At 66.1% G+C, this 17,709-nt stretch carries 14 protein-coding genes and 1 other RNA gene; 4 read left to right on the plus strand and 11 right to left on the minus strand.

The genetic code is table 11. The features are described from left to right. Window positions 1-184: 184 nt before the first annotated feature. Window positions 185-757, minus strand: a complete 573-nt coding sequence (locus tag ACQKDV_RS05510) for a hypothetical protein (RefSeq protein ID WP_427782778.1) — start codon at window positions 755-757, stop codon at window positions 185-187. A gap of 219 nt (window positions 758-976) precedes the next feature. Here ACQKDV_RS05510 and ssrA point away from each other — a divergent pair. After that, window positions 977-1,369: a transfer-messenger RNA gene (gene ssrA, locus ACQKDV_RS05515) on the plus strand. Between the two features lie 157 nt (window positions 1,370-1,526). Here ssrA and ACQKDV_RS05520 read toward each other — a convergent pair. Beyond that, entirely contained in the window at window positions 1,527-1,982 is a 456-nt protein-coding gene (locus tag ACQKDV_RS05520) for a methyltransferase family protein (RefSeq protein WP_427782779.1), read from the minus strand. A 121-nt stretch (window positions 1,983-2,103) separates the two neighbouring features. Here ACQKDV_RS05520 and ACQKDV_RS05525 point away from each other — a divergent pair, with 121 nt between their 5' ends. Continuing rightward, complete coding sequence (locus ACQKDV_RS05525; protein ID WP_427782780.1) at window positions 2,104-4,119, plus strand: esterase/lipase family protein; 2,016 nt, start codon at window positions 2,104-2,106, stop codon at window positions 4,117-4,119. 21 nt (window positions 4,120-4,140) lie between these two features. Here the strand turns inward: ACQKDV_RS05525 and ACQKDV_RS05530 are convergent, their stop codons facing one another. Further along, the gene (locus ACQKDV_RS05530) at window positions 4,141-6,249 is read right to left on the minus strand and encodes a TonB-dependent receptor (protein ID WP_427782781.1); all 2,109 of its coding nucleotides are present in this window, start codon (window positions 6,247-6,249) and stop codon (window positions 4,141-4,143) included. A gap of 202 nt (window positions 6,250-6,451) precedes the next feature. Between ACQKDV_RS05530 and ACQKDV_RS05535 the strand changes: the two genes are divergently transcribed. Then, window positions 6,452-7,309: an endonuclease/exonuclease/phosphatase family protein gene (locus ACQKDV_RS05535; protein ID WP_427782782.1), complete on the plus strand. Its 858-nt coding sequence runs from the start codon at window positions 6,452-6,454 to the stop codon at window positions 7,307-7,309. 33 nt (window positions 7,310-7,342) lie between these two features. Here the strand turns inward: ACQKDV_RS05535 and ACQKDV_RS05540 are convergent, their stop codons facing one another. From ACQKDV_RS05540 to ACQKDV_RS05570, 7 genes are all read right to left on the minus strand, one after another. Then, window positions 7,343-7,606 (minus strand): hypothetical protein, encoded by a 264-nt coding sequence (locus tag ACQKDV_RS05540; protein ID WP_427782783.1) that lies wholly within the window; start codon window positions 7,604-7,606, stop codon window positions 7,343-7,345. Window positions 7,607-7,755: 149 nt separating this feature from the next. Further along, window positions 7,756-9,177 (minus strand): efflux transporter outer membrane subunit, encoded by a 1,422-nt coding sequence (locus tag ACQKDV_RS05545; RefSeq protein ID WP_427782784.1) that lies wholly within the window; start codon window positions 9,175-9,177, stop codon window positions 7,756-7,758. After that, the gene (locus tag ACQKDV_RS05550) at window positions 9,171-9,908 is read right to left on the minus strand and encodes an SDR family oxidoreductase (protein WP_427782785.1); all 738 of its coding nucleotides are present in this window, start codon (window positions 9,906-9,908) and stop codon (window positions 9,171-9,173) included. Before ACQKDV_RS05550 ends, ACQKDV_RS05545 begins: the two co-directional genes overlap by 7 nt. A gap of 63 nt (window positions 9,909-9,971) precedes the next feature. After that, window positions 9,972-13,142: an efflux RND transporter permease subunit gene (locus ACQKDV_RS05555; protein ID WP_427782786.1), complete on the minus strand. Its 3,171-nt coding sequence runs from the start codon at window positions 13,140-13,142 to the stop codon at window positions 9,972-9,974. 112 nt (window positions 13,143-13,254) lie between these two features. Further along, the gene (locus tag ACQKDV_RS05560) at window positions 13,255-14,493 is read right to left on the minus strand and encodes an efflux RND transporter periplasmic adaptor subunit (RefSeq protein WP_427782787.1); all 1,239 of its coding nucleotides are present in this window, start codon (window positions 14,491-14,493) and stop codon (window positions 13,255-13,257) included. A 91-nt stretch (window positions 14,494-14,584) separates the two neighbouring features. Then, window positions 14,585-15,355, minus strand: a complete 771-nt coding sequence (locus tag ACQKDV_RS05565) for an SDR family NAD(P)-dependent oxidoreductase (protein ID WP_427782788.1) — start codon at window positions 15,353-15,355, stop codon at window positions 14,585-14,587. Continuing rightward, entirely contained in the window at window positions 15,352-15,579 is a 228-nt protein-coding gene (locus ACQKDV_RS05570) for a hypothetical protein (RefSeq protein WP_427782789.1), read from the minus strand. The genes ACQKDV_RS05565 and ACQKDV_RS05570 overlap by 4 nt, the downstream gene beginning before the upstream one ends. A 146-nt stretch (window positions 15,580-15,725) precedes the next feature. Between ACQKDV_RS05570 and ACQKDV_RS05575 the strand changes: the two genes are divergently transcribed. Beyond that, complete coding sequence (locus ACQKDV_RS05575; protein ID WP_427782790.1) at window positions 15,726-16,754, plus strand: LysR family transcriptional regulator; 1,029 nt, start codon at window positions 15,726-15,728, stop codon at window positions 16,752-16,754. A gap of 234 nt (window positions 16,755-16,988) precedes the next feature. Here the strand turns inward: ACQKDV_RS05575 and ACQKDV_RS05580 are convergent, their stop codons facing one another. After that, window positions 16,989-17,684, minus strand: coding sequence for an OmpA family protein (locus tag ACQKDV_RS05580; RefSeq protein ID WP_427782791.1), 696 nt, complete (start codon window positions 17,682-17,684; stop codon window positions 16,989-16,991). Window positions 17,685-17,709 lie beyond the last annotated feature (25 nt).

Consider the following 17,709-nt stretch of genomic DNA (forward strand, 5'->3'; position numbering starts at 1 on the left):
AGCCGAGCCATGCTCGGCTGCGCTTTTGGCTTTTGTAGAGCCGAGCCATGCTCGGCTGCGCTTTTGGCTTTTGTAGAGCCGAGCCATGCTCGGTTGCGCTTTTGGCTTTTGTAGAGCCGAGCCATGCTCGGTTGCGCAGATCAAAAAACAGCCGAGCATGGCTCGGCTCTACAGAATTTCCCGGTCAACCGGCCAGCACGCCCTGCCCGCGCAGGCGCGGCGCCAGCGCCGCATGCATCACCGCCAGGTGCATCACCACCGCCAGCTCCGGCGCATGGCGGTCGTTGCCCGCACGCCACTGACGCGCCAGCTGAGCCGCCTCATCAGGCAACAGGGCCAGCAACTGCTCGTCATCCAGCGCATCGGCCCGGTGCTGCAACTGCTGCGACACCGCCCAGCTGCGGCGGACATGGGTCAGGATGCTCAATGACGCCAGGGTCAGCAGAGCCACCGCCGCACCGTGCTCGAACCACTGCGCAATGACATCCGGCCCCCAGACCATCACCGCCAGCACGGCCAGGGCCAGCATGCGCCAGCCCGGGACCAGGGCCTGATCGCGCCGCGGCCAGTACACCACCACCGCGCTGGCCACCAGGAACACCGCCGCCGTCGCCGGCAGCGCGGTCAGGCAGGCCGCAGTGAGGATGGCGGCCAATACAGCCCACACCCAGCCGGGCGGCAACGCGCGCCGACGGTAATCGGCACCTACCGGCCCGACCAGTTGTCGCAGGCTGCGTTGTGGCATGGCGTCGGTCACCCATTGTCTCCGTGTCTGTCCTGGCTCGATGGTGGTGGCCAGTGTGTCGCAAATTCGTGCCAATGAGGTTAGCAATCCGCTATGACGCTGGCTCTACAAGCCGTTGCAGACTGCAAGGGTGACTGTTCAGCTGTTTTGCCGTAGCATTGCAGCCGTTGGGCAGGCCCTGAACGTGGCGACACGGAACTGGCCTTGTACCTTGCAGGACTTGAAGAAACCGGGGGTGCATTGGTTTCGACGGGGGTTGTGAAGTCGCCTGGCGCATGCCGAGGGGGTAGCTGTCCTCGTAAATCCAGCTGCAAAACTCTAGTTGCCAACGACGACAACTACGCTCCGGTCGCTCTCGCAGCCTAAAAACTGCGGTGCGTGACCTTCTGCCGACTTAGGCGGAGCCTCGAAACTGCTTGTGTCCATGCTCGCAGCGTAGAGTCATTATCATGGAATCGCGCTGGGCGGCTGCCTGTCAGTCCGGCACTAGAACACAACAGGCTGGTCCCCGGGTGCGCTTTGCACACCGTGCTGCTCGGGGGCGAGATCCAACGGTGAGCTAAGCATGTAGTGCTGGGGATGGAGTGCCTTCGGACGGCGGTTCAATTCCGCCCACCTCCACCATCTGTACCGCCCTTCGGGGCACGAAAAGCCGGACGCTCCCGTCGATTGGGGTCCGGCTTTTTTGTTGCCTGCGCGCCAGCCGCGGAACGCCGACGACCCAGCGGGCCGCTCCACGGTAGCGAACGACCAGATCGGAGACTGAGGCAGCTGCCCTGCCCTACAGCCAGCGCCTCACCCCGCGCAGGAACGCGTCATGGTCCGCGCCGAAACGCGCGGACAGCACCCGCTCCTCGGGCAGGATCTGGAAGCGGGTGATCCAGCCGACGAACAGCGCCACCACCAGCAATGCCGCTGCACTGCCCAGCCACAGCATGGCCCCCAGCAGCACCAGCGCCTGCCCCAGGTACATCGGGTTGCGGCTGTAGCGGTAGATGCCGCCGGTAACCAGCACGCTGGCCGCGGCCGGGCGCAGCGGATTGACGGTGGTACGCGCACGACGGAAGGCCAGCTTGGGCAGCAGGTTCAGCGCCAGGCCCAGCAGCATCACCAGCAACGCCATCCAGCCCGGCACCGGCAGCGCAGGCCACGGCCACGCGCGGCCCATCACATACCCCAATGCCCCGCACAGCAGCATCAGCAGCGGCGGCGGAATCCGCGTTTCCAGCAGGTGCATCGTCGTTTCCTGAAAAACACTGCCTGCGATGGTGTCACAGAGCGTACAGACCGCCTCCAGCCCCATGCTTCCACGTTGACACCCCGGCCGCTAGAGTGGCGCCACCGCGCTGGAGGATCGCATGGCAACTACGGGCTTGGGCATCATCCGCCACACGACCCTCATCATCACCACGCTGCTCCTGCTGAGCGGCTGCGCCACGCTGCGCCAGTTTGGTCCCTCGGTGCAGGTCGCCTCGGTCACCCCGGGCCAGTACATCGCGCTCAAGCGCGGCGACATCCTCACCAGCGGCAAGCTCAGTGCGGCCACGATGGAGACGCTGCGCGTGGCCGGCCTGGACGAAACCACCTGTGCAAAGCCGGGCCTGCTCTGCATCGAGGCGATGGAAGCAAGCATCGTGGTGCGTGAGGAGGACAAGCGATCGACCCTGGCCGAACTGTGGCTGCAGCAGGCGATGGCAATGCCCACGCCCAAGGGCAAGCGCGGTGCGGCGCCGGCGCCGGCAGCGGTCGTGGCCGATGCCGGCTTCCAGCCCCGGCTGGATGCGTGGATGCAGGTGGCCCGGCAGGCCTACGCGTACCTGTTCTTCACCGAACGCACGGCCAACCAGCGCGGCTTCGAAGACCGCCAGACCCAGGTGCGCGACTACTACAACCTGGCCGCGCAGGAAGCGGCGGTCATGCTGTTCGACGCCTACTCCAGCCAGCAGGTGCGCAATGAGGATGGCCGCCTGCAGTTGGGCCGGTGGACCTTCGTGCTTGCGCCCGCAGACACCGGTGTGGTGCAGGACACCCGCCAGCCCATCGAGCTGGTGCCGGCCGCCTCGCTGTCCTTCACCGGCACCCTGCGCCGCGTGCAGCGGCGCGATGGCTTTGGCGCCGAACTGGTAGCGGTCATGGCGGACCCGGCCAGCGACGGGTTGGCGGCGGCACACGCAGATGACAAGGCGGCCACTGACAGCACGCCCCACGCACCAAGCTGGAGCGGCATGCCCTCGCCGTCGATAACGGTGCTGCTGCGCTTCTCCGGCGCCAACCTGTGGGAAGTGCTGCACGATGAAAGGCCGACGGTGGAGATCCATGATCCCTACCAGATCGCGGCGGTTGAACTGCATGGGCAGAAGGTGCCTCTGGCTGCCAACTTTACCGCCGGCTACGCGTTCTGGCTGGCACGTTCCAACTTCAGCAGGCAGTCGCTGCGCAGCCTGTTCGGCAGCAGGGGCGGCATTGATCGGCCGCACTTGTTCATGCTGCAACCGTACGACCCCAACCGCCGGGTACTGCTGATGATCCATGGCCTGGCCAGCAGCCCCGAAGCCTGGGTGAATGTGGCCAACGAGCTGATGCGCGACGACGAGATCCGCCGCGAGTTCCAGGTGTGGCAGTTCTATTACCCCACCAACATGCCCATCGCTCTCAGCCACGATGCGATCCGGCACACCCTGGATGACGTGATGCAGCACTACGATCCGGCTGGAACGGCGAAGGCATCGCATGACATGGTGGTGGTCGCGCACAGCATGGGTGGGGTCATCTCGCGCCTGCTGGTGTCTTCGTCCGGCAATCATCTGGTGGACACCCTGCTGACGACAGCGAAGATGAGCCCTCGACAGCGTGAACTGCTGCGGACCCGCGGCGCGCCAGTCCTCACGTTCCAGCCCGAGCCGGAGATCTCGCGGGTCGTGTTCATCGCCACACCGCACCGGGGCACGGACGTGGCCGGCACCCGACTCGGCCGCTGGATCGGTCGGCTGGTGCGCCTGCCGTTGACCGTGCTTGAGGATGTGGCAGGTGTGGATGATGGCGGCAGCTTCGACGCCAAGGACGCCAAGCAGGGCTACCAGATGAACAGCATCCAGAACCTGGACAAGGACGATCCCTTCGTGAGGGCGGTGGCCGATCTGCCGATGTCACCGAAGGTCCGCTACCACTCGATCATCGCGCGCGCCAGCGCCGATGGCCCGCTGGAAAAGACCGATGACGGGCTGGTGCCGTACTGGAGCTCGCACCTGCCCAATGCGGTGTCGGAGAAGGTGATCGTGTCCGGGCACAGCGTGCAGGAAGCCACGCCGGCCATCGTCGAACTGCGCCGCATCCTGCATGAGGACATGCAGGCGCATGACCGCGGGCAGGAATGACCCTGCCCGCATGGCCTGCCGTCAGAAATCCAGGCTGTAACCCACGCTCACCGTGCGCCCGCGCCCGGCGAAGTACCGCCCCGGTTCAATCAGCGCGCTCTGCGAGTAGTAGGTGATGTACTGGCGATCGAAAAGGTTGGCGATGCCCAGGTTCACCTTGCCCTTGGAAAGACGATAGTCCACGCCGAGATCGAACAGCGCATAGCCGCTGAATGCCTTGGCGGCCTCGTCGAAGGTGCGGCTGAAGGCGTACTGCCCCTGCAGGAAGGTCGACAGGTGCGGCGTCCACTGCGCCGACCAGGTGGCGATGACGCGGTTGGGTGCGATGTTCAGGCCATCCAGGCGCGCATCCAGGCGACCATCAGCATTGCTGTCGTAGCGCCCGCGGGTCCAGGCGTAGGACAGGCCCAGCCGGTGCGCATCGTTGAGTCGGTAACGCACGCTGGCGTCCAGGCCTTCGATGGCCGTCTTCTCCCGGGCGAGCTGGAATGCGCCGTCCACGGCGATCACCCGCGTGCCGTATTCCGAGCGCGACTGGAACGCGCTGGCTTCGGCTTCCCACGACGGCGAACGGTAACGCACACCGATCTCGCTGTTGCGGGTCAGCAGCGGCTGCAGCGAACGCAGTGATTCGACGTTGGTGCCGGGGGTGTTGATCGAACGCAGCACGCGGCCGACATCCGGCATACCGAAGCCTTCGGAATAGCTGGCAAATGTGTTGAAGCGCTCGGTCGGCGCGTACACCAGGCCGATGTTGCGCAGGTTCTGCTGGAACTTCAGCGTGCCGCCCTGCACGGCCACACGGTTGTAGCGGAACAGCGTGGTGTAGCTGTCGATGCGCAGATCGGCCTCTTCGCGGCGCCAGCCACCCTGCAGGGTCAGCTGTGGCAGCAGTCTGTAATCGGCCTGCACGAAGCCGGCCACGCTGCTGTAGCGCGAATCGGGCACGTAGGTGCGGCCGGTGCCGTACAGATCCTGCTTGCCACTGTCGCGCAGCGTGTCCACGCCGGCGCTGATCTTCAGGTTGCCGCCCAGCAGGTCATCGCGGCCCAGGCTGGTCTTGGAGCCCCACTTGGACGCAGTCGAGCGCGACTGGTCGTACAGCCTGCCAACCGGGGCGATCAGCGGGTCCTGGAAGGTGGACGAATTGTCGGCACCGAACAGGCCTTCGAATTCCTGGTTGAACACCATCGCCTTCAGTTCCATGCCGGCCAGGTCGTGGTGGGTGTAGCTCAGGCCGGTGGTCCAGGCGTCGTTCCAGGCCGGCGTACCCGGCGGCGTACCACGCACCGAGGTGGTGGGAATGCCCAGCTCACGGTTGCCGGCCACCGGCAGGTAGTCCGCCTTGGACTTGATGCGGTAGCGGTTGCTGCTGAACTGCAGTTCCTGGTTGTCGTCGATCCAGTAGCCCAGCTTGGCGTGCAGGTCGTAGGCGCGGGTCGACATCAGGTCGCCCTGGGTGACATCCACGCCGATCGGCGTGCCGTCGCCATCCACCCACAGGCCCTGGTCTTCATAGCCGGCACCCAGCAGGTAATCCCACTTTCCCTGGCTGCCGCTGATACGATAATCGGCGCGGTAACCGGTGGTTTCACCGCGCACGTCCGAAGTCGGCAGCGTGGCCTGCACGCCCACGTGCTGGTTGACCGCACCCGGGTCCGGGCGCCGGGTGATGAGGTTGATGGTGCCGCCCGTGGCACCCAGACCGTTCATCGCATTGGCGCCCTGGATCACTTCGATGCGTTCGACCAGCGCGTAGTCGATCGTGTGCGCCTCGCGGCCGGTGGGGCGCAGCGGGTTCGACTGCGGAATGCCATCGACCAGGATGAGCGGCGTACGCCCGCGCAGGGTTTCGCCACTGCCGTTCATCTTGCCGCGGCTGGGCGTGTAGGAGGGCAGCAGGCTGGACAGCACATCGGACGAATTACTGCTGAGGCGCAGCTGCTGCTCGATCTGCTCCTTGCCGATGATGACCACCGTCTGCGGCGCGGTGGCTGCATCCTGGCCCGTGCGCAAGGCGGTCACGATGACCTTGTCCAGCGTCTGCGCCTCGGGCAAGGCCTGCTCGGCGTGGGCGTGGGCACAGACCAGCAACGAAATGACGACCGTCAGCCGCGAACATCTCAGCACGTGAACTCCTCTTGGGGAGGGCGTGGCGATATGGCTGGCCCGGGAAGGGGTCGTATCTTTCCCCACGTGTCGGAACGCGTCAATCAATGCGCCCGGCCAAACGCGGTCGCCCTTGCGCCAGCCGCCCATCCCGGCACACCGCCCCTGCCCGTTCCATGGCATGCTCCGTGAAACCGTTTTCATGGAATGGAGGGATTCCACGATGTTCTCGCGTCTTCGCCGGCCCGCACTCTGCGCGCTGCTGGCCCTTGCTCTGCCCGCCGCTGCCTGGGCAGCCCAACCACCCGCCCCATTGAAGGTGATGTCCTTCAATGTGCGCACACCGGCCGATACCGAGCCCGGCAAGCGCTGGGACGACCGTCGCGACGCGATGGTCAAGGTCATCCTCGATGCACACCCGGCCGTGGTCGGCACGCAGGAGCTGGTGCAGGAACAGGCCACCTACCTGGCCGCCCACCTGCCCGGCTACCGCTGGTTCGGCCAGGGCCGCCGCGGTGACGAGGGCGACGAGCATATGGGTGTGTTCTACGACAGCAAGGTGCTGGTGGTCGAGGAATCGGGCGATTTCTGGCTGTCCGATACGCCGGACGTGCCAGGCAGCATCACCTGGGGCAACCTCTACCCGCGCATGGTCACCTGGGCAGTGTTCCGTCGCCTGGACGATGGCCGCCGCTTCTATTTCATGGACACCCACCTGCCCTACCGCGACGAGGACGAGCCGCGCCGCATCAAGGGCGCTGAACTGATCGCCAAGCGCCTGGGTACCCTGCCCGCCGACCTGCCGGTGGTGCTGACCGGTGATTTCAATACCGGGCCGGGCAGCGAGACCTACAAGACCTTCATCCGTGTGCTGCAGGACACCCGTACCCAGGTAAAAACACCGAAAGGCCCGCGCGAGACCTTCCACGATTTCACCGGCAAGGCCAGCGTGCAACTGGACTGGGTGCTGGTGCGCGGCTTCCACGCCCGCAGCTTCACCACCGATGACCGGCGCATCGGCGGCGTGCTGCCTTCAGACCACTTCCCGCTGGTGGTCGAACTGGACTGGCCGAAACGCTGATTCACTGATTGCATGCCCCAGGCGCGGCCGTTCTCAGGACGGCCGCCGCTCTCCCAGCAGGCGATACAGCGCCTGGTGCTGGTCGCGGGCCTGGCAGATGCGTGCGCCAATGGCCAGAAACAGGCCAATGCCGACCAGGCCCGGCCCAAGCATGGAATCCGGCAGGCGCAGGAAGCCGATGCCCACCGCGAGCACGGCCAGCACCAGCAACGCCACCACCGCTACGGACAGGCCTGCGCCCGGCAGTCCGGGATCGCCGAACATCAGCCGCTGGGTTGATTGCTTGTCGTCATTCATTACCGCCACTCCTTGGAATCGGCCTATTAGTTACTACGGCGGGCCGCCGTTCCGGCAGAGTCAGAAGCGTCACAACAGCACCGTGGGCAGACACAACACGGGGACGGACGCCTGCGCATCCCTCCCGTGCGGGCGCTGCACGCCAGGCCTTACCGCGCCTGCGCCACGCTCGGTGCCTGTGGCGACTGGCCCCAGCCGCCCAGTGCCTTGTAGACACCGACCACACTGACGTTGACTTCGGCCTCGGCCGCAGCCAAAGCGTCATCGGCAGCCAGCTGCGTACGCTGCGCATCCAGCAGGGTCAGGAAGTCCTCCGAACCCTCGCGGAAACGGATCTGCGCCAGTGATTCAGCACGCCGCGCCGCCTGTGCCTGCTCGACCACGATGGCCAGCCGCGCCTGCTGCTTGGCGTAACGCGTCAGTGCGTTCTCGGTGTCCTCCAGCGCCAGCAGCACGGCCTGTTCGTACTGCGCGGCCACGCCTTCGGCCTCGGCCTTGCTGGCCCGCAGGCGCGCGCGCACGGTACCGAAGTCGAACGCGGCCCAGCTGATGGACGGGGTCAGCGACCACGCCTTGTTGTTGCCGTTGACCAGACCGCTGGCATCGCCACCGAGGAAACCGACGAAACCGGACAGCGACAGCCGCGGGAACAGATCGGCCGTGGCCACGCCGACACGCGCAGTGGCGGCCGCCAGGCGACGTTCGGCCACGCGCACGTCGGCACGCTGGCGCAGCAACTGGCGGGTATCGCCCAGCGGCAACGCCTTGGCGAACGCCGGCACATCCTGCGGGGCGAGCATCGCCGTCAGTACTTCCGGGCGTTGGCCCAGCAGTACGGCCAAGCGGTTGCGCGACTGCGCCTCGGACACTTCCAGCAGCGGAATGTCGGCCTCGATGGCCTTCAGGCGGGCGCGGCTGCTCTGCACGTCCAGTTCGCTGCCGGCACCCAGTTCCCAGCGTGCCTCGGTCAACTTCTGCGTATCGCGCAGGTTTTCCAGCGTGTGCTGGGCCACCGCGATGCGCTTCTGCGTGCCGCGCAGCTCGAAGTAGTTGCGTGCGACCTCGGCCGCGACCAGCACCTGTGCATCGGCCAGGTTGGCCTGCTCGGCGCCGAGATCGGCACGTGCGGCTTCTGCAGCGCGGCGTTTGCGGCCGAACAGATCCAGCTCCCAGCCGGCGTCGAAGCCGAGCTGGTAGCTTTCACTGAACACCCGCTGCCCACCCAGCTGCGGATCGGGTTGCCTGCGGCGGTCATGGCTGCCGTCAGCGGTGATGTGCGGGGCCTGGTCGAAGCGGCTTTCGACGAATACCGCGCGGGCCTGGCTGACGCGGGCCACGGCCACGCGCAGGTCCAGGTTCTCCGACAGTGCGCCGTGCACCAGCTCTTCCAGCACCGGATCATCGAACTGCGCCCACCAGCTGGCCACCGGCGAAGCGGTGGTGAACACCGCCTGCTCTGCGCCCTGCAGGACCACCGGCTCCTGCGCCGGCGCCGTGTAGTTGGGGCCGACGCTGACACACCCTGCCAGCACCAGGCTGGAGATGGCCATCGCCAACGTGCGGATCACCATGGCAGCACCTCGCCCAGGTAGGTGAAGCTGCCGCTGGCACCGGCTTCGCCGACCAGCGCCATTTCCACGCTGGAACGCGCGCCCTCGCTGATCTCGATCTCGCCGTTGCCACCGTTCATGTCGGTCTTCACGTAGCCGGGGTGCACGGTGTTGACCTTGATCGGCGTGTTGCGCAGCTCGTAGGCCAGGGCCAGCGTCCAGCTGTTCACCGCTGCCTTGGAGGCGTTGTAGGCGGGAACCTTGAAATCGTAGATGCCCGAGTTCGGGTCGGCGTGCAGGGTCTGCGAGCCGAGCATGCTCGATACGTTGACGATGCGGCCGGACTTGGCCTGCTTGACCAGTGGCAGGAAGGCCTGGGTGACCGCGACCAGCGCGAACACATTGGTATCGAAGGTGCGATGCCAGGTATCCAGCGACTGCTCCGAAGGTGCCTGCGCCGGGTTCTCGATCATGATGCCGGCGTTGTTGACCAGGATGTCCAGGCGGCTGTGGCGCTGGCGCACCTGCTCGACGGCTTCGGCAATGCTGGCCGCGTCGGTCACGTCCAGCTGGATGGCTTCCACCGGCAGGTCTTCGCCCTGCAGCAGCAGCGCCTGCTCCACCGCGGTTTCGCGCTTGCGGCCGGCCAGCAGCGTGTGCACGCCGGCCTGGGCAAGCTGGCGCACGGTTTCCAGGCCGATGCCACGGGTGGCGCCGGTGACCAGCGCGATCTTGTTCTGATGGGTGTTCATGGATTCATGCCTTGGTTTGGGGGAAGCGGTCGCCGGAAGGACCGGCGACCGCAGGAGCGCAGGTCAGTGATGGATTGTGGGTTCGCCGTGCTGCACCAGCTGGCCGCCGCCGTTGCGGGTGACGAACCTGCGCAGGGCCACGTAGAACACCGGGGTCAGGAACAGACCGAACAGGGTCACGCCCAGCATGCCGGCAAACACCGTGATACCGGTGACGGAGCGCACCTCGGCGCCAGCACCATGGGACAGCACCAGCGGCACCGTGCCGGCGATGAACGCGATGGAGGTCATCACGATCGGGCGCAGACGCAGGCGGCAGGCTTCCAGTGCCGCTTCAACGATGCCCTTCCCACCCATTTCCAGCTCGCGGGCGAACTCGACGATCAGGATCGCGTTCTTGCACGCCAGGCCCATCAGCACCACCAGGCCGACCTGAACGAACACGTTGTTGTCACCGCCGGTCAGCCACACGCCAAACAGCGCCGACAGCAGGGTCATCGGTACGATCAGGATCACCGCCAGCGGCAGCGACCAGCTTTCGTACAGCGCCGCCAGCACCAGGAAGGCCAGCATGATCGCCACCGGGAACACGATGAACGCTGCCTTGCCCTGGGTAGCCTGCTGGTAGCTCAGGTCGGTCCATTCGGTGGTCATGCCCACCGGCAGCACCTTGCCGGCGATCTCGGTCAGCGTGTTCATCGCTTCGGCCGAGGACAGCAGGCGCGGGTCGGCTTCACCGGCCAGATCGGCGGCCGGGTAGCCGTTGAAGCGCAGCACCGGGTCCGGGCCGAAGGTCTGCTTGATGGTGACCATCGAGCCGATCGGCACCATTTCGCCGCGATCATTGCGGGTACGCAGCTTGCCGATGTCTTCCATGCTTTCGCGGAACGGACCGTCAGCCTGGGCGATCACCTGCCAGGTACGACCGAACTGGTTGAAATCGTTGACGTAGGCCGAACCCAGGTAGGTCTGCAGGGTGTCGAACAGCTCGGTGAGCTGCACGCCCTGGGCCTTGGCTTTCACGCGATCCACTTCCGCATCCAGCTGCGGCACGTTGGCCTGGTAGCTGGAAATCGGGAAGGCCATGCCCGGGGTCTGCGCAACAGTGCCCTGCATCGCCTGTACGGCATTCTGCAGCGCGCCGTAACCCAGATTGCCACGGTCCTCGATGAACATCTGGTAGCCGTTGCCGTTACCCAGGCCGAGGATCGGCGGCGGCATCATCGAGAACGCGAAGCCTTCCTGCAGGCCGGCGATCTTCTGGTTGATCTCGGCATTGATCTGCGCGGCGGTGCGGCCATGACGCTCGTTGAACGGCTTGAGCGGAATGAAGGCCACGCCGGTGTTGGGTGTATTGGTGAACTGCAGCGCGTTCAGGCCCGGGAACGAGATGGTGTGGGCAACGCCATCGGTTTCCTGGGCAATCTTTGCCACCTTGCGCAGCATTTCATCGGTACGTGCAATCGACGAGCCTTCCGGCAGCTTCACGCCGGCAATCAGGTACAGCTTGTCCTGGGTCGGGATGAAGCCCGGCGGCACCAGTTTGAAGATGACGCCGGTACCGACCAGCAGGATCGCGTAGACCACGAACACCGCTCCACGACGACCAAGGATGCGCGCCACGCCGCGCTCGTACTTCTCCGAGCTGGACTTGAAGAAGCGGTTGAACGGACGGAACACCCAGCCGAACAGGCGGTCGATCACACGGCTCGGGCCGTCCTTCGGTGCGCCGTGGGCCTTGAGCAGGCGCGCGGCCAGGGCCGGCGACAGGGTCAGCGAGTTGATGGCCGAAATGACCGTGGAGATGGCGATGGTGACCGCGAACTGCTTGTAGAACTGGCCGGTGACGCCGGACAGGAAGGCCATCGGCACGAACACCGCGCACAGCACCAGGGCGATGGCGATGATCGGGCCGGACACTTCGCGCATGGCCTGGTGCGCCGCTGCGGTGGGCGACAGGCCTTCCTCGATGTTGCGTTCAACGTTCTCCACCACCACGATCGCGTCGTCGACCACGATGCCGATCGCCAGCACCAGGCCGAACAGGCTCAGCGTGTTGATCGAGAAGCCCAGCAGGTAAAGCGCGGCGAAGGTACCCACCACCGACACCGGCACAGCGATCAGCGGAATGATCGAAGCGCGCCAGGTCTGCAGGAACAGGATCACCACCAGCACCACCAGCGCGATGGCTTCGAGCAGGGTGGACACCACGGCCTTGATCGAATCGCGCACGAAGATGGTGGTGTCATACACCGCTTCGTACTTCACATCGGCCGGCATGCTCTTCTGCATCTCGTCCATGGTGCCGATGACCGCATCACGGATTTCCAGCGCGTTGGCACCCGGTGCCTGGAAGATGCCGATGCCGACCGCGTTCTTGCCATCCAGCTGCGAACGCAGGGTGTAGTCGCCGGCACCCAGTTCCAGGCGGGCAACGTCGGACAGGCGCACGATCTCGCCATCGGTGCCGCTCTTGAGCACGATGTCGCCGAATTCCTTTTCGGTCTTCAGGCGACCCTGCGCATTGATCAGGGTGAGGAACTGGCTGTTGGGCAGGGGCTCGGCGCCGAGCTGGCCGGCCGAGACCTGCACGTTCTGCTCGCGCATGGCCGCCACCACGTCGCTGGCGGTCAGGCCACGCGAAGCGACCTTGTCCGGGTCCAGCCAGGCGCGCATGGCGTAGTCACCGCCACCGAAGATCTGCGCATCGCCCACGCCCGGGATACGGGCCAGCGCGTCCTTGACGTGCAGGCGGGCGTAGTTGCGCAGGTACAGGGTGTCGTACTTGCCATTGGGCGAGGTCAGGTGCACCACCATCAGGAACGTCGGCGACTGCTTCTGGGTGGTCACGCCCTGCCGGCGCACGTCCTCGGGCAGGCGCGCCTGCGCCTGGGCCACGCGGTTCTGCACCTTCACCGCCGCCGCATCCGGGTCGGTGCCCGGGCGGAAGGTGACGGTCATCTGCAGCACGCCATCGGAGCCGGCCACCGACTTGAGGTACATCATGCCCTCGACGCCGTTGATCGCCTCTTCCAGCGGGGTGGCCACGGTTTCAGCGATGACCTTGGGGTTGGCGCCCGGGTAGACCGTGCGCACGACCACCGAGGGCGGCACCACTTCGGGGTACTCGCCGATCGGCAGGATCGGAATCGAGATCAGGCCGGCGGCGAAGATCACGATCGACAACACCGCCGCGAAGATCGGCCTGTCGATGAAGAAACGGGAAAAGTCCATGGAGAAATTCCTGGGAAATGCCGCCGACGGGCAACAGCCGCCCTGCCCCTCGTCAACATGACGAAGGCAGGGACAGCTGCCGATGGCGCAGGCAGCCAAGCGGAAATTTGAATCAGAAGACGGCGGATCCGTGGTTCAGGGCAGCGGTGGCATCGCGGCCCGGCGCGGGCACCGGCGCGGGCTGCATCGCCACCGCCTTGGCCTGCACCGGCATGCCCGGCATGAAGACCTTCTGCACGCCATCGATGATGACCCTGTCGCCGGCGGCCAGACCGTGTTCGACGATGCGCAGGCCTTCGGCGGTGCGGCCGAGCTGGATGTCACGGCGCTGCGCCTTGCCATCCTTGTCCACCACGTACACGTACTTGCGGTCCTGGTCGGTCAGCACGGCCTTGTCGTCGATCAGCATGGCCTGGAACTGGCCGCTGCCCAGCAGCTGCACGCGGGCGAACAGGCCCGGGGTGAACTGGCGGTCGGCGTTGTCCAGCAGTGCGCGGACGCGGATGGTGCCGGTGCTGCGCGCTACCTGGTTGTCGAGGAAATCGACCTTGCCGGTGTGCGGGTAACCCTCTTCACCGGACAGTCCGACCTTCACCGGCAGTTCGCTGTCACGCTCGCTCGGGCGTTCACCCTTGCGGGCCATCCGGGCGTAGCGCAGGAAGGTGCTTTCGTCGGCATCGAAGTACACGAACACCGTGTCCAGCGAGACCAGCGTGGTCAGCACGCTGGCGCTGTCGCCGGCGGTGACCAGGTTGCCGGCGGTGACCATCGCGCGACCGGCACGGCCGTCGATGGGCGCGCGCACCTTGGTGAATTCCAGGTTGAGGCGGGCAGCATCCAGTGCGGCCTGCGCGGCCTGCACCGCGGCACCGGACTGGTCGGCCGCCGCGCGACGCTGTTCGGCGGTCTCGGTGGAGATGGCCTGCTGTTCGGACAGGCGCTTGGCCCGCTCCGATTCACTGCGGGCCAGGCTGGCCTGGGTGCGGGCGCGGGCCAGTTCGGCGGCGGCGCGATCGTACTCGGCCTGGTAGCTGCGGGCATCGATGGTGAACAGGACGGCGCCCTTCTTCACTTCTTCGCCTTCCACATAGTTGACCCTGTCGATGTAGCCGGACACGCGTGGGCGCAGTTCGACGCTCTGCACGGCCTCGACGCGGCCGCTGAACTCGTCCCATTGGCTGATCGGCTTGACCAGTACCGGCGCAGCGCTGACCTGTGGCGGCGGCGGCGCGCCCGCCTCTTCGGCGTGGCCCCCCCTGCAGGCGGCCAGCACCGCGGCGGCGAGGATCGACACGCCGGCCATCGCCAGGCGATGGCGGAAACGGTATGGGGTGGTGTTGGGGGAAGTCATGGCATGCATCCGTACGGAAGGGGTGGTACAGCGTAGGAATCGAAGATCGGTGAATCGGCGGCACAGCCTGCGACCTCAACGATGGTTGAGGTCAAGCAACGCCTGCGGTGTCGCGCCACAGCGGTGGCAGGTCGAGGTTCAACAGGCCGCGCGGCAGTTCCGCATCGCTGCTGTCGCAGCGCACGATGGCGCGGTTGTCGCGGCATCCATCCAGCAGGGACACCACGCGGCGGCCGACCAGCAGCGAGCTGGGCCATTCGATGCAGGCATTGGCCGCGTTGGCCGGGGTGCACACCGGGCTGCACACTTCCAGCATCTGCGCACGCACGCCCAGCGCCTGCGCTTCCTGGTGCACCACCTGCGCGTACATGCGCAGCGCCGCGGTGGTGATCGAGGTTTCGCCGTAGCCGGCCCAGGGCTTGGCGCCGGCGGGGCTGCCGATCATCACGTAGCGGCGGGCATGCGGGTTGTCCTGCAGCAACGGCAGCAGGTGGCGAACCGCGTGGGCGTGCGGCATCAGGTCGGCCTGCAGCGCCCCCAGCAGTGCATCAGCGCTGCGGTCGATGACGCGGCCGCGGTTGTACGGGCCACCCATTGCCGCGACCACGGCCGCCAACGGACGCTGACGCTGCGTCACGCGCTCGGCCAGTACCCGCGCCGAGCCGTTGTCACTGAGCGAGCCCAGCATCGTCTGCAGGCCCGGCTCATCGGCAAACTGCTCGTGCAGTGCCGCCAGCCGGCCCGGGTCGCGCCCCACTACCAGGACCGGACTGCCGGCCTCCAGCAGAGCACCGACCACGCCCTGGCCGACGGCACCGGTGCCGCCGAGGACCAGGACCTCGGGCGCAAGAATCCCATTCACGGGACATTTCCTCCCATATCCGGGATAGTCCCAATTCGGCGCAGTCGGTCACCCTGGCGAGGCACCAGATGGATCGAACTGCCCCGTTGGCTGCGGACGGGCGCGGTAAACTCGCGGAAATCCTTGTGTACCAAGGAACTTGGGCGGGCCTCGACGGTCATTGCCTGGTCCAGAGCGTTCTGGCCGGCACGCCGGAAGTGGGCAAGAATGTTGCGCAGGCTCATGGCGGACGGGCTCCATTTCACGAATGGCGCCACGATAGACCTCAAACCTTTACTTGATTAGTCCGGATTAAGGGGAATAATCATCCCGTCCCCGGTCCAATCGATCTGTCACGATTGTCCCATTCCCGCCGTCCAGGATCCCGACCATGTCCCACGATCTCAACGAAACGCTGATCTTCGTCAAGGTGGTCGAGCAAGGCAGTTTCATTGCCGCTGCCAAGTCGCTCGGCCTGCCCAAGACCACGGTCAGCCGCAAGGTGCAGGAACTGGAAACGCGCCTGGGCGCGCGCCTGCTGCACCGGACCACCCGCCGCCTCGGCCTGACCGAAGCCGGCTCGATCTATCACGAGCACTGCCAGCGCATCGCACGCGAACTGGAAGAAGCCGAGAGCGCGGTGAGCCAGCTGCAGTCCGGCCCGCGTGGCTGGCTGCGCTTCACCGTGCCCTACTCCATCGGCATCACTTGGATCGCGCCGCTGTTGGGGCAGTTCCATGCGCAATACCCGGAAATCCGCCTGGACATGCACCTGGGCAACGAGAAGCTGGACCTGATTGCAGGCGAAGCGGATCTTGCCCTGCGCGTGGGGGCCCTGCCCGATTCCAACCTGGTCGCGCGCAAGCTGGGCAGCCTGCGTACGCAGGTGTTTGCCAGCCCGGCCTACATCGAACGCTACGGCGAGCCGCTGCACCCGGAGGAACTGCAGTTCCATCGCATCCTGGCCATGCGCAAGCCGTACCACACCGGCAATTCGCCGCGCTTCACCTGGCAGCTGGGCGAGAACGGTGGCGAGCTGCGCGATTTTCCGGTGACCCCACTGATGACCGCCAACGACATGTCGGCGTTGAACGGCGCGCTGGTGTGCGGCGAAGGCCTGCTGCTGACCGGCGATGTGATGGCAAAGCCCTTCGTCGAATCGGGCATGGTGCGCCGCGTGCTGGCCGGCTGGACCGGCCCGGAAGTGGACTTCAACGCGGTGTTCGCCGGCGGCCGCCTGGTCTCGCCGAAGGTGCGTGCCTTCGTAGATTTCCTGGTGGAGAAGCTCAACTTCGACGCCAACTACATGCTGGCGCAGTGCCCGGCAGCGAAGCTGGCGCTGCAGCAGCAGGAAAAAGAAGAAGCCGCACTGGAGAGCAGTGGCAAGCGGATCCTGGAAAAGGTGACCGCCGCGGCGTGATCCGCCGCACCCACGCATGGCGTGGATCTACTGCTGGACTGCCTTTTGTAGAGTCGAGCCATGCTCGACTTCCTGAAAGCAGTCGAGCATGGCTCGACTCTACAAGAGCGGTCATGAGGCGGACGGTTCCATGGCGTGCCGAGCAACGCTCGGCACCCACAAAAATGCCGCCTGCAAGGGCGGCATTTTCGTTCCGGCCGAAGGCCGGACCGGCTCAAGCAGTAACGCTGCGCGTTATTGCTTCAGCGGAATCACACGGATTTCCACGCGGCGGTTCTGTGCGCGGCCGGCGTCGGTGCTGTTGTCGGCAATCGGGTAGGCCTTGCCGGCACCCAGGGTTTCAATGCGCACCTGCTGCACGCCCTGGCCCACCAGGTACTGTGCCACCGAGTCGGCACGTTCCTTCGACAGGCGGTTGTTCACCGCATCGCTGCCGATGCTGTCGGTGTGGCCGACCACTTCGATCATGGTCTGGTTGTACTCGTTGAGCGTGCTGGCAACACCATTGAGCGAGCTGTAGAACTGCGGCTTCAGCGTCGACTTGCCGAAATCGAAGGTGATGCCATCCGGCAGGTTCAGGGTGATGTTGTCGCCCTGGCGCTGCACATCGATGCCGGTGTTGGCGGTGCGCTCACGCAGCGCACGCTCCTGGCGGTCCTGGTAGTTGCCAATGGCCGCACCGCTGAGGGCACCGATGCCCGCGCCGATCAGCGCGTGCTGGCGGCGTTCGGTGGCACTGTTGCCGGTCAACAGGCCGGCGGCCACACCGACAGCGGTACCGATCAGGGCGCCGCGACCGGTGCGGTTCTGCTGCTCGGTCGGGTTGCCGTACTGGTCACTCTGCACATAGGAACCGCCGGTGGCGCATGCCGTCAGCGCGGCGGCAGTCATCAGGGCCAGAGCGACGTTGCGGGTGGTGCTGCGGATCATGGTGGTCTCCTTGGATGCCGGCCAG

It is taken from the genome of Stenotrophomonas sp. NPDC077659, assembly GCF_050268705.1.
Classification (GTDB): domain Bacteria; phylum Pseudomonadota; class Gammaproteobacteria; order Xanthomonadales; family Xanthomonadaceae; genus Stenotrophomonas.

Coding starts and splice junctions, on each gene's coding strand:
- ACQKDV_RS05560 (WP_427782787.1), bottom strand. CDS start 14,493: ATGACTTCCCCCAACACCACCCCATACCGTTTCCGCCATCGCCTGGCG.
- ACQKDV_RS05545 (WP_427782784.1), bottom strand. CDS start 9,177: ATGGTGATCCGCACGTTGGCGATGGCCATCTCCAGCCTGGTGCTGGCA.
- ACQKDV_RS05535 (WP_427782782.1), top strand. CDS start 6,452: ATGTTCTCGCGTCTTCGCCGGCCCGCACTCTGCGCGCTGCTGGCCCTT.
- ACQKDV_RS05580 (WP_427782791.1), bottom strand. CDS start 17,684: ATGATCCGCAGCACCACCCGCAACGTCGCTCTGGCCCTGATGACTGCC.
- ACQKDV_RS05550 (WP_427782785.1), bottom strand. CDS start 9,908: ATGAACACCCATCAGAACAAGATCGCGCTGGTCACCGGCGCCACCCGT.
- ACQKDV_RS05570 (WP_427782789.1), bottom strand. CDS start 15,579: ATGAGCCTGCGCAACATTCTTGCCCACTTCCGGCGTGCCGGCCAGAAC.
- ACQKDV_RS05525 (WP_427782780.1), top strand. CDS start 2,104: ATGGCAACTACGGGCTTGGGCATCATCCGCCACACGACCCTCATCATC.
- ACQKDV_RS05520 (WP_427782779.1), bottom strand. CDS start 1,982: ATGCACCTGCTGGAAACGCGGATTCCGCCGCCGCTGCTGATGCTGCTG.
- ACQKDV_RS05555 (WP_427782786.1), bottom strand. CDS start 13,142: ATGGACTTTTCCCGTTTCTTCATCGACAGGCCGATCTTCGCGGCGGTG.
- ACQKDV_RS05540 (WP_427782783.1), bottom strand. CDS start 7,606: ATGAATGACGACAAGCAATCAACCCAGCGGCTGATGTTCGGCGATCCC.
- ACQKDV_RS05575 (WP_427782790.1), top strand. CDS start 15,726: ATGTCCCACGATCTCAACGAAACGCTGATCTTCGTCAAGGTGGTCGAG.